The sequence below is a fragment of the Micrococcus sp. KRD012 genome, assembly GCF_017168555.1.
Taxonomy (GTDB): domain Bacteria; phylum Actinomycetota; class Actinomycetes; order Actinomycetales; family Micrococcaceae; genus Micrococcus; species Micrococcus luteus.
In genome coordinates, this window is sequence record NZ_JABFBB010000010.1 from 1 (window position 1) to 14382 (window position 14382).

15 protein-coding genes are annotated in these 14382 nt (G+C 74.5%); 13 read left to right on the forward strand and 2 right to left on the reverse strand.

What is annotated here, in order from left to right; genetic code table 11:
• Positions 1-74: 74 nt before the first annotated feature.
• Together J1M37_RS05415 and J1M37_RS05420 are read left to right on the forward strand one after the other, a co-directional pair.
• Positions 75-1853: an ATP-binding protein gene (locus tag J1M37_RS05415; RefSeq protein WP_206452303.1), complete on the forward strand. Its 1779-nt coding sequence runs from the start codon at positions 75-77 to the stop codon at positions 1851-1853.
• Positions 1850-2557, forward strand: a complete 708-nt coding sequence (locus J1M37_RS05420; protein WP_036316824.1) for a GntR family transcriptional regulator — start codon at positions 1850-1852, stop codon at positions 2555-2557. Before J1M37_RS05415 ends, J1M37_RS05420 begins: the two co-directional genes overlap by 4 nt.
• Before the next feature lie 22 nt (positions 2558-2579).
• Here the strand turns inward: J1M37_RS05420 and J1M37_RS05425 are convergent, their stop codons facing one another.
• Entirely contained in the window at positions 2580-3392 is an 813-nt protein-coding gene (locus J1M37_RS05425; protein WP_102708537.1) for a putative hydro-lyase, read from the reverse strand.
• The gene (locus tag J1M37_RS05430; protein WP_041104497.1) at positions 3385-4668 is read right to left on the reverse strand and encodes an NRAMP family divalent metal transporter; all 1284 of its coding nucleotides are present in this window, start codon (positions 4666-4668) and stop codon (positions 3385-3387) included. Before J1M37_RS05430 ends, J1M37_RS05425 begins: the two co-directional genes overlap by 8 nt.
• Positions 4669-4837: 169 nt before the next feature.
• Here J1M37_RS05430 and J1M37_RS05435 point away from each other — a divergent pair, with 169 nt between their 5' ends.
• The 11 genes from J1M37_RS05435 to J1M37_RS05485 all read left to right on the forward strand — a co-directional run bounded on the left by J1M37_RS05435 (position 4838) and on the right by J1M37_RS05485 (position 14257).
• Positions 4838-5593 carry a VIT1/CCC1 transporter family protein gene (locus J1M37_RS05435; protein ID WP_044658834.1) on the forward strand — a complete coding sequence of 252 codons (756 nt, stop codon included), beginning with the start codon at positions 4838-4840 and terminating at the stop codon, positions 5591-5593.
• A 465-nt stretch (positions 5594-6058) separates the two neighbouring features.
• Entirely contained in the window at positions 6059-6295 is a 237-nt protein-coding gene (rpmB, locus tag J1M37_RS05440) for a 50S ribosomal protein L28 (RefSeq protein WP_002858335.1), read from the forward strand.
• Between the two features lies 1 nt (position 6296).
• Positions 6297-6464 (forward strand): 50S ribosomal protein L33, encoded by a 168-nt coding sequence (gene rpmG / locus J1M37_RS05445; protein WP_002858336.1) that lies wholly within the window; start codon positions 6297-6299, stop codon positions 6462-6464.
• 1 nt (position 6465) lies between these two features.
• Positions 6466-6771 (forward strand): 30S ribosomal protein S14, encoded by a 306-nt coding sequence (gene rpsN, locus J1M37_RS05450; RefSeq protein WP_002858338.1) that lies wholly within the window; start codon positions 6466-6468, stop codon positions 6769-6771.
• A gap of 229 nt (positions 6772-7000) precedes the next feature.
• A complete protein-coding gene (locus J1M37_RS05455) occupies positions 7001-7282 on the forward strand; it encodes an HU family DNA-binding protein (RefSeq protein WP_002858339.1) in 282 nt (93 codons plus the stop codon).
• A gap of 157 nt (positions 7283-7439) precedes the next feature.
• Positions 7440-8135 (forward strand): hypothetical protein, encoded by a 696-nt coding sequence (locus J1M37_RS05460; RefSeq protein ID WP_036339774.1) that lies wholly within the window; start codon positions 7440-7442, stop codon positions 8133-8135.
• A 110-nt stretch (positions 8136-8245) separates the two neighbouring features.
• Positions 8246-8929 carry a copper resistance CopC family protein gene (locus tag J1M37_RS05465; RefSeq protein ID WP_036339776.1) on the forward strand — a complete coding sequence of 228 codons (684 nt, stop codon included), beginning with the start codon at positions 8246-8248 and terminating at the stop codon, positions 8927-8929.
• Between the two features lie 123 nt (positions 8930-9052).
• Positions 9053-9682 carry a copper chaperone PCu(A)C gene (locus J1M37_RS05470; RefSeq protein ID WP_206452271.1) on the forward strand — a complete coding sequence of 210 codons (630 nt, stop codon included), beginning with the start codon at positions 9053-9055 and terminating at the stop codon, positions 9680-9682.
• Positions 9669-11081 carry a Dyp-type peroxidase gene (locus tag J1M37_RS05475; RefSeq protein WP_159305537.1) on the forward strand — a complete coding sequence of 471 codons (1413 nt, stop codon included), beginning with the start codon at positions 9669-9671 and terminating at the stop codon, positions 11079-11081. Before J1M37_RS05470 ends, J1M37_RS05475 begins: the two co-directional genes overlap by 14 nt.
• Positions 11082-11154: 73 nt before the next feature.
• Entirely contained in the window at positions 11155-13413 is a 2259-nt protein-coding gene (locus J1M37_RS05480; RefSeq protein WP_159305536.1) for a cytochrome c oxidase assembly protein, read from the forward strand.
• Complete coding sequence (locus J1M37_RS05485) at positions 13403-14257, forward strand: hypothetical protein (protein ID WP_228070732.1); 855 nt, start codon at positions 13403-13405, stop codon at positions 14255-14257. The genes J1M37_RS05480 and J1M37_RS05485 overlap by 11 nt, the downstream gene beginning before the upstream one ends.
• Positions 14258-14382: the final 125 nt, after the last annotated feature.

Sequence of the window (14382 nt, forward strand, 5' to 3'; positions counted from 1 at the left end):
ACGCCCTGCACGTGGCCGTCGCGGACGAGGCCTTCCACCTGCCGGGCGCGTCCTCGGCGGACACCTACCTGAAGATCGACGCGGTCCTCGACGTCGCCCGCCCCGTCACGCGGGTGCTCATCGCCAACCGCGGCGAGATCGCCGTGCGCGTGGCCCGCGCCGCCCGCGACCACGGCATCGCCTCGATCGCCGTCTACTCGGATCCGGACGCCGACGCCCTGCACGTGGCCGTCGCGGACGAGGCCTTCCACCTGCCGGGCGCGTCCTCGGCGGACACCTACCTGAAGATCGACGCGGTCCTCGACGTCGCCCGCCGCGCCGGCGCCGACGCCGTGCACCCGGGCTACGGCTTCCTCTCCGAGAACGCCGACTTCGCGCAGGCCGTGATCGACGCCGGGATGACCTGGATCGGCCCGTCGCCGGACGCCATCCGCGCCCTCGGCGACAAGATCACCGCCCGCTCCCTCGCCCAGCAGGCGGGCGCCCCGCTCGTGCCGGGTTCGGACGGCCCCGTGCCGGACGCCGCCGCCGCGCGCGCGTTCGCCGAGGAGCACGGCCTGCCGATCGCCATCAAGGCGGCCTTCGGCGGCGGCGGCCGCGGCATCCGCGTGGTGCGTGAGCTCGGCGACGTCGAGGACGCGTTCGAGGCGACCGTCCGCGAGGCCGTGGCCGCGTTCGGGCGCGGCGAGTGCTTCGTGGAGCGCTTCCTGGACCGCCCCCGCCACGTGGAGGCCCAGGTCCTCGCCGACGAGCACGGCCACGTGGCCGTGCTCGGCACCCGCGACTGCTCCCTGCAGCGCCGCAACCAGAAGCTCGTGGAGGAGGCCCCGGCGCCGTTCCTCACGGACGAGCAGCGCGAGCGCATCCACACCTCCGCCCGCGAGATCTGCCGCGCCGCCGGGTACACCGGGGCCGGCACGGTCGAGTACCTCGTGGCCCCGGACGGCCTCATCAGCTTCCTGGAGGTCAACACCCGCCTGCAGGTGGAGCACCCCGTCACCGAGGAGGTCTTCGGCGTGGACCTGGTGCGCGAGCAGTTCCGCATCGCCGCCGGCGAGCCGCTGAGCATCCCCGAGGACCCGACGCCGCGCGGCCACGCCCTCGAGTTCCGCCTCAACGCCGAGGACCCGGCGTATGGCTTCCTGCCCGTGCCCGGCCCGATCGACGCGTTCGAGGCCCCCACCGGCCCCGGGGTCCGCATGGACTCGGGCGTCCGCACCGGCTCCGTGGTGCCGGGCGAGTACGACTCCCTGCTCGCCAAGCTCATCGTGTGGGGCGAGGACCGCGCCCAGGCCGTCGCCCGCGCCCGCGACGCCCTGGCCGAGCTGCGCATCGACGGCGTGCCCACCGTGGTGCCGTTCCACCGCGCCGTGCTCGAGCAGGACGCCTTCACCTCGGGGGACCGCCTCGGCGTCTACACCACGTGGATCGAGTCCGAGTTCGCCGAGCCGCTGGCCGAGTCCCCCTACCTGAGCGCCGAGGTGCCCGCCGGCGGCCGCACCGCCGTCACCGTCGAGCTGGACGGCCGCGCCGTGCGCCTGGGCCTGCCCGCCGATCTCTACGCGGCCCTCCTCGGAGGCGGCGGCGCGGGTGCCGCGGCTCCGGCTGACGCCGCGGGCGCCGGGAAGCCCGACGACGACGGCGCCGTGGCCTCGCCGGTCACCGGCACCCTGGCCTCGTGGAAGGTCGAGGACGGCGCCGAGGTGGCCGAGGGTGACACGGTCGCGATCGTCGAGGCGATGAAGATGGAGACGCCGATCCGTGCCCCGCGTGCGGGCCGGATCCAGCTCCTCGTGGCCGAGACCCCGGCCTCGGTGACGCGCGGCCAGGCGATCGCCCGGCTGGGGGCGTGAGGGTGCCGACGCGCGACGGTGTCACCGGGGACGACCTCGCGCCCGGCGCCGGTGACGGGGAGTCCGCCCCGGCGCCGGCTCCCGTGGCCGCGGCCGCGCAGCTGCGGCAGCGGATCGCGGCGGCCGGGCTCGTGCCGGGGGAGCGGCTGGGGGAGGTGGCGCTGGCCGCCGAGCTCCAGGTCAGTCGCAACAGCCTGCGCGAGGCGTTCACCATGCTGGCCTCGGAGGGCCTCGTGGAGCGCCGGCCGCACCGCGGGGTGTTCGTGGCGGCGCCGGGTCCGGAGGACGTGCGCGGGCTGTACCGCACGCGTCGGGTGATCCAGCTCGGCGCCCTCGAGCACGGCGAGCTCACCCCCGGCGCGGCGCGCCACCTGCGCTGTGCCCAGGACCTGCTCTCCGGTGGCCCGGACACCCCCGCGCGGGTCCTGGGCGACGCCAACCATCGCGTCCACGTCGGCATCGTGGACCTTGCCGGCGCCCCCGAGCTCACGCGGCTCATGGCGTCGGTGCAGGCCCGCGTGCGCCTGGCGTTCCATCCCATGGACGAGCAGACGCGCCTGCACGTGCTGTTCGCGGACCGCAACCGGTGGATCGTGGAGCGGCTGCTGGCCGGCGACCTGCCCGCGGTGCACGCCATGTTCGGCGGCTACCTGGACGAGGCGGAGCAGTTCGTCCTGGCGCACCTCGCCGCCGTGGGGGGCTGACCGTCTCCCCGGGCCCCGGCGGTCACGGGACCTGGAACATCCGGTCCGGCAGGTCCGTGATGAGCATGTGCCCGGGCGCGTGCGTGATGGCCAGCGGCGGGCGGGACTCCATGATCGCCGCCTGCGGCGTCACCCCGCACGCCCAGAACACGGGCAGGTGGCCCTGCGGGACCTCGACGGCGTCGCCGAAGTCCGGTGCCGACAGGTCCGTGATCCCGAGGCCGGCCGGGTCGCCCACGTGCACGGGCGCGCCGTGCACCGCGGGGTAGCGGGAGGTGATGCGCACGGCGTCGGCCACGCGGTCGGCGGGGATGGGGCGCATCGAGACCACGAGCGGGCCCGAGAGGCGGCCCGCCGAGGCGCAGCGCCGCGTGGTGCGGTACATCGGCACGTTCACGCCGGCGTCCTGGTGGGCCATCCGGATGCCCTCGGCCACCAGGGCGGACTCGAAGGTGAACGAGCAGCCGATCACGAACGTCACGAGGTCGTCCCGCCACACGTCGAGCAGATCCGTGGGGCGGTCCGTCTCGACGCCGTTGCGGTACACCACGTACTGCGGCACGTCCGTGCGGACGTCGCCGTCCAGCGCGGGGCCGTTGACCTCGCCGGCCTCGAACACGCCGAGCAGCGGCAGGGCCTTGGGGTTGCGCTGGGCGAAGAGCAGGACGTCGTAGGCGTGGTCCTGCGGGATCGAGACGAGGTTCGCCTGCGCGTAGCCGTCGGCGATCCCCGAGGTCGGCCGCACGAGCCCCGCGCGGAACCGCTCGCGGGCCTGCGCGGGGGTCGTGGCGGCGTCCAGCGGCGGCAGCGGCGTCGTCGTGGTCATCTCAGGCACCGGTGATCATCTCGACCATGGGGATGAACCCGCGCACCGCGATGAACACGGACACGATCCACGCGAGCGCGCCGATCACGAGCAGCCACCCGGGGTAGCGGTAGCCGTGCAGCAGGTCGCGGCGGCGCCAGGCCACGTACAGGAGGGCGGCGAAGCCGACCGGCAGGATCATGCCGTTGAACGCGCCGGCGAACACGAGCAGCGTCTGCGGTGCCTGGCGCAGGGCCAGGTAGAGGGCGGTGCAGACCACGATGAAGGCGACCGTCAGCAGGTTGCGGGTGCGGGCGCTGGTGGTGGAGCGGGTGACGAAGCTGATCGAGGTGTACGACGCACCGATCACGGAGGTGACGGCGGCGGCCCACAGGACGATGCCGAACATGCGCAGGCCGATGTCGCCGGCGGCGGCCTGGAAGGCGGAGGCAGCCAGGTTGTCCTTGGACAGCACCGCGCCCGAGGCGACGACGCCGAGGATCGCCAGGAACAGGAGGGCGCGCATCAGGCCGGTCACGAGGATCGAGGCTACGGAGCTGCGGGTGATGTCCTGGACGTCGTCCACGCCCTTCACTCCGGAGTCGATCATGCGGTGGGCGCCCGCGTAGGTGATGTAGCCGCCGATGGTGCCGCCCACGAGGGTGACGATCACGAAGAAGTCGACCTCCTCCGGCATCACGGACTGGCGCAGGGCCTCGCCCACGGGCGGGGCGGAGGTGATGGCCACGTACAGCATCAGCAGGATCATGACGGCGCCGAGCGCCACCACGATCCGGTCCAGGGCCACGCCGGCGCGCTTGGAGAGGAAGATCAGCAGCGCGATGAGCGCGGAGACGCCGCCACCGATCAGGGGGTCGACGCCGAGCATGGCGTTCGCGCCGAGGCCGGTGCCGGCGATGTTGCCGATGTTGAAGACCATGCCGCCGAGGAACACGAGCGCGGCGAGGACCCAGCCGAGGCCGGGCAGGACGCGGTTCGCCAGCTCCTGGGCGCGCATGCCGGAGACGCCGATGACGCGCCACACGTTCATCTGGACGGCGATGTCGATGAGGATCGAGACCAGGATGGCGAACGCGAACGCGGCGCCCATCCGGACGGTGAACGTGGCGGTCTGCGTGATGAAGCCGGGGCCGATGGCCGAGGTGGCCATGAGGAACATGGCGCCGAGCAGTGCGGTGCGCCGGGTGGCGCTCGCGGCACGGGAGTCCGTCTTCGGTGCGGTGCCCGAGGGGGTCGAGCCGTCCGGCCCGGCGTGGGGGATGTCTGCGTGGGACACGGTGGTCACCTTCGTCGAGGGCGCCAGGCGAGGTGACGGGCGTCACGAGGCGCTGGGGGAGACGGTAGCTGTTGTTGAACAATCCTGGCAACAGCGAGACCGGGTGTCGTGGCGTCCCCGCCCGAAGGAACGCCTCACCTGCCTGGCGCGCCCCGCCCCACGCCGCGACCATGGAGACATGTCGCACACGTCTGAACAGTCCTCGCCCCTGGCCGATCAGCTCCCGCCGGGCGGTCCCGACGAGCCGCACGCCGCCGGCGGCGTGCATGCCCGCCTCAACTGGCTCCGCGCGGGCGTGCTCGGCGCCAACGACGGCATCGTGTCCGTCGCGGCCACCGTCGTCGGTGTCGCCGGTGCGACGACGGCGCTCACCCCGATCCTGCTGGCCGGCGCCGCCGCCGTGGTCGGCGGCGCCTTCTCCATGGCGCTGGGCGAGTACGTGTCCGTCTCCTCGTCCTCCGACTCGCAGAAGTCGCTGATCGCCAAGGAGCGCCGTGAGCTCGAGGAGGATCCCGAGGGCGAGCTGGAGGAGCTCGTGCAGCTCTACGAGGCGGACGGCCTGAGCCGGGCCACGGCCGAGGCCGCCGCGCGGGAGCTCACCGAGAAGGACGCGCTCGCCGCGCATCTGCGCATGGAGCTGGGCATGGCGGAGGAGGACGTCGTCAGCCCGTGGGCCGCCGCCGGAGCGTCCTTCCTCGCGTTCCTCGTGGGCGCGCTGCTGCCCTTCCTGACGGTCGTCCTGGCGCCGGTGGGCCTCCGCGTCCCGTTCACGTTCGGCGTCACCCTCGTGGCCCTCGCCGTCACCGGCTGGGTCGGGGCCCGGCTCGGCGATGCGCCCGCGCTGCGGGCGGCCGTGCGCGTCGTCCTCGGCGGCGCCCTGGCGCTCGGCCTGACCTTCGCGGTGGGCTCGCTGCTGGGGGCGTCGGTCGCCTGATCCGCGCCGGAGGGGTGGGCCGGCCCAGCGCCCGTGGCCGCGCCGTGGCGCGCGCGGAGCGGTCCTGGAAGCCGAGGACCGTGCGCATACCACAGGCGCCCCCCGTCGAGTTGAAGCGACGCCCACGGTTCGCGTAAGATAGGACGGCGCACGCCGCGTTGTTCTCGTCGTTCCATCGGTCAGGTGACCGGGCGGACGGCGGGTCGGAAAAGCAACGCGCTCCCGCAGACCGGATCCCGGGACGCCCTCAGGGCGGACCGGGGCTCACCGTCCACACCAGCGATCCCATAAGGAACTTCGGTTGGCTCTCACCCAGCCTGGTCCCCCTTTTCGAGAAGTCGCAGTAAGAGTGCGGTGTCCACACCCGGGGCGGGGCTCACAACAGGTGTCCGCGGACAGGTCCGCGGCTCGCCGCCATGCGGGTTCCGCCCGTCCTTTTACTACTACTTGCCACGAGGAGTGATCATGGCAGCTCACTGCCAGGTAACCGGGGCTGGGCCGGGATTCGGCCACAGCATCTCCCACTCGCACCGTCGCACCAAGCGCCGGTTCGACCCCAACATCCAGAAGAAGACCTACTGGGTCCCCTCCCTGCGCCGCAACGTCACCCTGACGCTGTCCGCCAAGGGCATCAAGACCATCGACGTGCGCGGTATCGACGCCGTCGTGGCGGACCTGATCGCGAAGGGAGTGAAGCTCTGACATGGCCAAGGACAAGGACGTTCGTCCGATCATCAAGCTGAAGTCCACCGCCGGCACCGGGTTCACCTACGTGACCCGCAAGAACCGCCGGAACAACCCGGACCGCATCACCCTGAAGAAGTACGACCCGGTGGTCCGCAAGCACGTCGACTTCCGAGAGGAGCGCTGAGATGGCCAAGAAGTCCAAGATCGCCAAGAACGAGCAGCGCAAGGCCATCGTGGCCCGTTACGCCGAGAAGCGTCTCGAGCTGCGCAAGACCCTCGTGGACCCGAACGCGTCGGACGAGGCCCGCGAGGCCGCCCGCCTGGGCCTGCAGAAGCTGCCCCGCGACGCCTCCCCGGTCCGCGTGCGCAACCGCGACGCCATCGACGGTCGCCCCCGCGGCACCTTCCAGCGCTTCGGCATCTCCCGTGTGCGCTTCCGCGACATGGCGCACCGTGGCGAGCTGCCCGGCGTGACCAAGTCCTCCTGGTGACCTGAGGCCCGGTCTCCGGGCGCTCGGCACCACCGCGACGGCGGCGTCCCTCCTGAGGAGGGGCGCCGCCGTCGTCGTGCCTCGGGGATCAGGGCCGCCCGGGTCACGGGAAATCGCGGATTCTCGCGGTTCAGGGGGCGATTCGCCCGCGGAGAGGTGGTACGTTCACAACTGGCAGCCCGGTCCGAACGGCCCGGGAACCGTAACCGACGTCCCATAGGGAGGACCCATGGCCATGAACCGCAAGGAACTCGTCGCCGCCGTCGCCGAGCGCTCCGGCAACACCCAGGCCGCCGTCAGCGATGTGCTGGACGCCCTCTTCGAGGTGTTCACCGCCCAGGTCAAGAAGGGCGAGAAGGTCTCGATCCCGGGCTGGCTGGCCGTGGAGCGCACCGAGCGCAAGGAGCGCACCGGCCGCAACCCGCGCACCGGCGAGGAGATCACCATCCCGGCCGGCCACTCCGTGAAGGTGACCGCCGGCTCCAAGCTCAAGGCCGCCGCCTCCGAGTGATCCCGGTCGCGGTGCGCGTCCCCGGACCCACGCCGCACGCCGCAGGACGGGCGTCCCACCCTCGGGTGGGGCGCCCGTCGTCGTCTCCGGCCGCGTAGGATGGGCGGACGATCGTCCGGCCGACGTGGGCCGGGGCCGTCAGGAGAGGAGTCGTGGCATGCGCAGCGCCGTCGCCGCCGCTCCGTGGGCCCCGTCCGGCCTCGAGGACGCCCCTCCGCGCGTCGTGCGTGGGCCGGCCCGTCTGGTCCGGGGCTGGGCCGGGGCCCTGGCGATGACCGCCCTGGCCGCGCTGTTCCACACCGCCGCCGAGCCCGGTCACGGGTTCCCCGAGGTCGGCGTGGTCGCCTTCGCGGCCGTCCTCGCCGCCCCGCTCTGCACCGCCCTGGCGGGCCGCGCCCTCTCGCTGTGGCGCACCGCCGCGGCCGTCGCGATCGCCCAGGGGCTGTTCCACGTGCTCTACGGGCTCGCCGCCGGCGGGCACGCCGTGGCGCCGGCCGCCGGCGTCGACCCGGCCCACCTCGGCCACGCCCGTCCCGGCACCGGGGCCCTCCTGGCGTCGGGGGAGGCCCTGTCCAGCGCCCCCACCGGCCACCTGACCGACCTGCGCATGCTCGCGGCCCACGTGATCGCCGCGGTCCTCACCGTGCTGGTGCTGCGGCGCGGCGAGGCCCTCGTGCTCACCATCGCCGAACGCGTGGTGGCCGCCGTCTGCCCGCCGCCGGCCGCGCACGGCCCCCTGCCGACGCCGGCCCGCGTCCGGGTCCCCGTCCCGCCGGCGCTCCGGCCGGCGACGTCCCTCGCCCTCCTCAGCTCTCCGGGGCGGCGCGGCCCGCCGTTCGCCCTCGCGGCCTGAGGACGCCGGCTCCGTCCGCGTCTCGAGGCCCGACCGCGCCCGACGACCCTTCGGAACGGTCCGCCCGCGACTCCCGTCCGGGACCGCGGCAGACCCGTGAGGACACCACCATGCATCACCAGACCACCCCTGTCCGCCGCGCCGCTCGCGCCGCCGCCGGACTCGCCCTGCTGCCCGCCCTCGTCGTCGCCGGGGCTGCCCCCGCGGCCGCGCACGACGAGCTCATCCGCACCGCCCCCGCCGTCGACGAGACCGTCACGACGGCGCCGTCGGAGGTCTCCCTGACCTTCAGCGGCGAGCTGATCGACGGCGAGGGCATCCAGAACCTCCTGCAGGTCCGCGACGCCGACGGCAACCAGTGGCAGTCCGCCGCCGGCACCGTGGACGGCCCCACCTTCTCCGCGCCGCTGTGCGAGGGGCTGCCCAACGGCGACTACGAGGTCGCCTACCGCGTCGTCTACTCGGACGGGCACTCTGAGGAGCGCTCGTTCGACTTCGCGGTGGACGACCCGGCCGCACCGGCCGCCGGCACCGCGCCCCAGGGCTGCGGCACCGCCGTCGCCGGGGCCTCGACCGCCGCCTCCCCGGAGGCCACGGCAGGTCAGGGCGACGCCGCCTCGGCCGAGGCGACCGCGCAGGCGGACGCCTCCGACGCCGCGCAGCCCGCGGACACCGACGCGCTGCCCGCCTGGGTGTGGGTCGCCGGCATCGCCGGCCTGGCCGTGCTCGTCGTGGCCTTCCTCCTGATGGGCCGCCGCGCCCGCGCGCTCGGCCACCTCGACGACGGCCGCTGACCTCTGATCCCCGGTCGGCCCCCTGAGGGGGCCGGCCCCGCCCTCGCGCGCCCGAACGCCCCGCGCGTCGTCGCGCGCCCGCCTGACAAGGAACCCCACAGACGTGACCACCACCCCACAGACGTGACCACCACCTCCCCCCGCGCCCCTCGCCGCCTCGGCGCCGCCGCCGTGCTCGCCGTCGCCGCCCTCGGCCTGACGGCCTGCGCCGGAGACGACGCCGGCTCCGCCCCGAGCGCGTCGGACGCCTCGAGCGTCGCGCCGGCCACGGACGCCGCCCCGGCCTCGGATGCCTCGCCGGCCGCGTCCACCGCGGACGGCCAGGCCGCCGGCCTCACGATCACCGACCCCTGGACGAAGGCCACCGAGGAGGGCATGACCGGCTCCTTCGGCATGCTCGAGAACTCCTCGGACCAGGACCTGCACATCGTCGGCGTCCGCTCGGAGCTGGGCGAGACGGTCGAGCTCCACGAGATGGTCTCCGGCGAGGACGGCCAGATGGTGATGCAGCAGAGCCCCGACGGCTTCACCGTGCCCGCGGGCGGGAGCCTCGAGCTCGCCCCGGGCGGCAACCACGTGATGTTCATGGGCCTGACCGACCCGATCGAGCCGGGTGAGGACGTGACCTACGACCTCGAGCTGGAGGACGGCTCCACCCTCGAGGTCACCTCCGTGGTCCGGCCCTTCACCGGCGCCAACGAGTCGTACCACGGCGGCGACTCCCACGAATCGGAGGACCATGCCGACCACTGACCCCGCCGTCCGGCCGGACGACCACCACGGGTCGGGCGGGCGCGAGGACGCCCGCCCGGTCCCGGGGGGCCCCTCACGCCGCGGCCTGCTCCTCGGGGCGGGCGCGGTGGGTGGTGGCCTGCTGGGCACGGCACTCGGCTACGGCGCCGGCCACGCGTCGGCCTCCACCGCCCCGGGCGCGTCCGCCGCGCCCGGGGCGGGGGCCTCGCCCTCCGAGGTCATGGGCGACACCGGGATCGAGGGCGACGTCGGCCGGGCCGGCTGGGCCGAGCCCGGCGGCCAGGCGGCCCGGGTGGCCGTCAGCTCGCCCGTGGGCACGGACACCGTGCCGTTCCACGGGCCTCGCCAGGCCGGCGTCGACACCCCCGCCCAGGCCCACGCCGTCTTCCTCGCCCTCGACCTGCGCGAGGACGCGGACCGGGTGCGCATCGAGCGGATGCTGCGCCTGCTCACCGACGACGCTGCGCGCCTGACCCAGGGCCGCGCCACGATCGCCGACACCGAGCCGGAGCTCGCCGCCGCCCCCGCGCGGCTCACCGTGACGTTCGGCTTCGGCCCGGAGCTCGTCCGCCGCGTGGCCCCGGACCGGGCCCCGGCCTGGCTGCGCCCGCTGCCGGCGTTCGAGCAGATCGACCGCCTGGACCCCGCGTTCAGCGACGGCGACCTGCTGCTGCAGATCTGCGGCGACGACCGGATGTCCGTGGCCCACGCCCGGCGCATGCTCCTCAAGGCGGCCCGGCCGTTCGCCACCGAGCGCTGGGTGCAGGAGGGCTTCCGCTCCGCCCGCGGCGCCCACCCCACCGGCACCACGATGCGCAACCTCTTCGGACAGGTGGACGGCACCGGCAACCCGGCGGCGGCCACCCCGCACCTCGACCGCGTGGTGTGGGGCGTGGGCGCCGAGCAGGTGGGCGTCACCCCGTGGATCGCGGACGGCACGTCCGTGGTGATCCGGCGCATCGAGATGCTCATGGACACGTGGGACGAGCTCGACCGCCCGGCCAAGGAGAAGGTCATCGGCCGTCGCCTCGGCACCGGCGCCCCCCTCACGGGGGAGCAGGAGCACGACGAGCCGGACTTCGACGCCGTCGGCCCCACGGGCTTCCCGGTCATCTCGGACATCGCGCACCTGCGGCGGGCCCGCGGGGAGGAGCCCGAGTACGGGATGCTGCGTCGCGGCTACAACTACGACGACCCGCGCGGGGCGCTGGAGGCGGGCTCCGGCCTGATCTTCGCCGCCTACCAGGCGGACGTGGACCGACAGTTCGTCCCCGTCCAGGCCCGGCTCGCGGAGTCGGACCACCTGAACCTGTGGACCGTGCCCGTCGGCTCGGCGGTCTTCGCGATCCCGCCCGGCTGCGCCGAGGGCGGGTTCGTGGGCGACGCCCTGTTCGCCTGACCCGGGGGCCCGACGACGGCGAGGCCGGCCCCACCGTCGTCGGGCGTCCGCATGCTTTGAGAGGATGGACCCCATGTCCGCCGCCACCGCCCCCGCCCGGGGCAGCCATCCCGCCGAGAACGACGACGCCGCCCGCCCCGGTCCGTCGGGGCCGGTCGGAGTGCCCCGGTGGATCTGGGTGCTCGTGGCCGCCGCGGGAGCCGCCGGCCTCGCCGCCGCCGGCTGGCTGACCGGCGTCACCGCCGCGCGCCAGCTCTCCGACCCGGGGTGGATCACCCGCTGGGGCGTGCCCGTGGGGGAGCTCGTCTCCAACCTGGCGATGTCCCTGACCATCGCCGCGCTGATCTTCGCGGCCGGGGTCCTGCCGCCCCACGCGGCGGGCACGGAACGGTGGCACCGCTCCGCCCGGCAGCGGCGCGAGGACGCGGATGCCGCACCGCTGCCCGAGCACCCCGCGTTCACCCGCGTGATGCGGATCGCCGCCGTCAGCGCCGGCGTGTGGACGGTGGCCGCGCTGGCCGTCGGCGTGCTGTCCTACTCGGATCTCGCCGGCATCCCCGTCACGGCGGGGCAGGGCTTCACGGACGGCCTGGCGGCCTACGTGGTCGGCATCTCGGTGGGCCAGGCGTGGTTCTGGGTCACCGTGATCGCCGCCGTCGTGACCACGTTGGCGATCGCCGTCCGCTCCCACAACGGCCTGTTCTGGACCGGCATCCTGGCGATGCTCGCCCTCGTGCCCCTGGCCCTGATCGGGCACGCGGCGGGCGGTGACGACCACACCGGCGCCGTGAACTCGATCGGCCTGCACCTGCTCGGCGTCGTCGTGTGGGTGGGCGGACTGCTCGTGCTCGTCGCGATCTCGGACACCCTCGTGGGGCCCAACGGGGCGCAGGGGCGGGGCCGCAGCCTGCGCCGGCAGGGCCCGGCGCCCCTGCTGCACACGGTCCTGACCCGCTACTCCGTGCTCGCCGGGCTGGGCCTGGTCACGGTGGCGCTGTCCGGCGTGGTCAACGCGTCGATCCGCATGGACGATCCGGCCCAGCTGCTGAGCCCCTACGGCATCCTCGTGTCGGCCAAGTTCCTGGCGGCCCTGGGCCTCGGCCTGATCGGCCTGCTGCACCGCCGGTGGGTGATCCCCCGCCTCGACGCCGGCCCGGACCGTCCCAGCCCCGCCCCCGCGCGTCGCCTGCTGTGGCAGCTCATCGCCGTGGAGGCCGTGATCATGGGCGCCGTCATGGGCGTCTCCTCCGTGCTCTCCCGGACGGCCCCGCCCGTGCCGGAGGAGCTCGCGCCGGACGCCTCCCCGGCCCGCATCCTCACCGGCTACGAGCTGCCGCCGGCCCTCGAGGGCGCCCGGTGGATCACGATGTGGCGGTTCGACTGGCTGTGGGTCGCGATCATCGCGTTCCTGACCCTCTGGTACCTGCGCTCCGTGTGGCAGCTGCGCCGCCGCGGCGACCGCTGGCCCGTGCTGCGCACCGTCGCGTGGCTCGCGGGCCTGGCCGTGTTGCTGTGGGCGACCTCCGGGTCCCCGGCCGTGTACGGCCGCGTCCTGTTCAGCGCGCACATGGTGGGCCACATGACGCTGACGATGCTCAGTCCCGTCTTCCTCGTCCTGGGCGCACCCATCACCCTGGCGCTGCGGGCCCTGCCGTCCCGCACGGATGGGACGCGCGGCCCCCGCGAGTGGATCCTGTGGATCGTGCACTCCCCGTGGGGGCGGTTCATCACGAACCCGATCGTGGCGGGGGTCAACTTCGCCGGCTCGATCCTGGTGTTCTACTACACGGACTTCTTCCGGTTCTCGCTGGAGACCCACGTGGGCCACGAGTTCATGAACGTCCACTTCCTGCTGACCGGGTTCCTGTTCGCCCTGGTCATGATCGGCTCGGATCCGCTGCCGCGCCGGCCCCCGTACGCCCTGCGGCTCGTGCTCCTGATGGCCACGATGGTCTTCCACGCCTTCATCGGCGTCGCCATGACCACCTCCACCGGTCTGCTGCAGGCGTCCTGGTTCGGCAACATGGGCCGCGACTGGGGCCCCACCGCCCTCGAGGATCAGCGCATCGGCGGCGCGGTGATGTGGGGCATCGGCGAGTTCCCCACCGTGATGATGGCGGTGATGGTGGCCGTGCTCTGGTATCGCAGCGACCGCAAGAACGCGGTCCGGCTGGACCGGCAGGCCGACCGCGACGGCGACGCGGAGCTGCGCCGCTGGAACGAGATGTATGCCCGCATGCACGGCACCCCGGCCACCGACGCCCCGAGCGGCGCCGAGCCCGCGGCCCGTGACTCCTCCACCGGCCCCGAGGAGGCCCGTGATGTCCGCTGACCGTGTCCGTCCCCTCCGCCGCCCGGCCGCGCCCCGGCGTGGTCGGCTGCGCCTCGTGGCCGCCGTCGCCGCCGGCCTGCTGGCCCTGACGGGCTGCGGGGCCGGGGACAACGATCCGGCCGCCGCGTCCGTGCCCGCGGACGGGGTCCACGACGACGCCGGCACCGCGGTGCACACGGAGTCGGCGGCCCCGGAGGGGCTCGGCCTGGGCGACCGTCAGGACGAGCGCATGGCGGAGGCCGCGGCCGAGCGTGCGGCCACGTTCGGCTTCGTCCGGCAGCGGGCCGCCACGGCGGAGGAGATCGACGCGGCCCGCGAGGACTCCCGGGACCGGCGTGCGGACGCGGACCGGACCACCGTGCAGCCGGCGCAGTGCAAGGCGCCGCTGACCGCCCTGGACTTCTCTCCGATCGCCCTCGACGGGGCCGAGGCCACGCGCGTGGACGTCGGCGCCGACACCTTCACGGGCACGGGCACCGTGGAGGTCGCCCGGCTCACGGGCCAGGGCCGCCAGGACGTCGAGCGGCACATCCAGACCGTCAACGCCCTGCGCGCCGACTGCCGCGAGATGACCATGACCGTGCAGGAGGGGGACGCGACCGTCGACTACCGCCTCGAGGTCTCCGACGCGCCGCTGTCCGACGGCACGCCGGCGCAGTCCGCCCTCGTGTGGGAGCGGACCGTGGCCTCGGAGTCCGAGCCCCAGCTCACGGCCCAGGTGCTCACCGCCGTCACCTCCGACGCCGTGGTGATGGTCTCCTTCGTGGGCCGGCCCGAGGCCGGGCGCAAGGAGTTCACCCTCATCGCGGAGGAGATGCTGGCCGCCGCCCTGGCCGCCGACTGAGCCGGACCCGCCCGGCGGCGTCGTCTTTCCCCCTGTGACGCCGCGGCGTCCGCTCACGGCTGACGCGTCCGGGACGTGCGCCATGATGGTGGGCATGACCGCACCGCAGACCCCGAACCCCGCCC

What these genes read in the sequence shown, in the direction of transcription:
- J1M37_RS05485 (WP_228070732.1), top strand. Translation starts at nt 13,403, where the DNA reads ATGTCCGCTGACCGTGTCCGTCCCCTCCGCCGCCCGGCCGCGCCCCGG.
- J1M37_RS05435 (WP_044658834.1), top strand. Translation starts at nt 4,838, where the DNA reads ATGTCGCACACGTCTGAACAGTCCTCGCCCCTGGCCGATCAGCTCCCG.
- J1M37_RS05480 (WP_159305536.1), top strand. Translation starts at nt 11,155, where the DNA reads ATGTCCGCCGCCACCGCCCCCGCCCGGGGCAGCCATCCCGCCGAGAAC.
- J1M37_RS05465 (WP_036339776.1), top strand. Translation starts at nt 8,246, where the DNA reads ATGCATCACCAGACCACCCCTGTCCGCCGCGCCGCTCGCGCCGCCGCC.
- rpmG (WP_002858336.1), top strand. Translation starts at nt 6,297, where the DNA reads ATGGCCAAGGACAAGGACGTTCGTCCGATCATCAAGCTGAAGTCCACC.
- J1M37_RS05460 (WP_036339774.1), top strand. Translation starts at nt 7,440, where the DNA reads ATGCGCAGCGCCGTCGCCGCCGCTCCGTGGGCCCCGTCCGGCCTCGAG.
- J1M37_RS05475 (WP_159305537.1), top strand. Translation starts at nt 9,669, where the DNA reads ATGCCGACCACTGACCCCGCCGTCCGGCCGGACGACCACCACGGGTCG.
- rpsN (WP_002858338.1), top strand. Translation starts at nt 6,466, where the DNA reads ATGGCCAAGAAGTCCAAGATCGCCAAGAACGAGCAGCGCAAGGCCATC.
- rpmB (WP_002858335.1), top strand. Translation starts at nt 6,059, where the DNA reads ATGGCAGCTCACTGCCAGGTAACCGGGGCTGGGCCGGGATTCGGCCAC.
- J1M37_RS05455 (WP_002858339.1), top strand. Translation starts at nt 7,001, where the DNA reads ATGGCCATGAACCGCAAGGAACTCGTCGCCGCCGTCGCCGAGCGCTCC.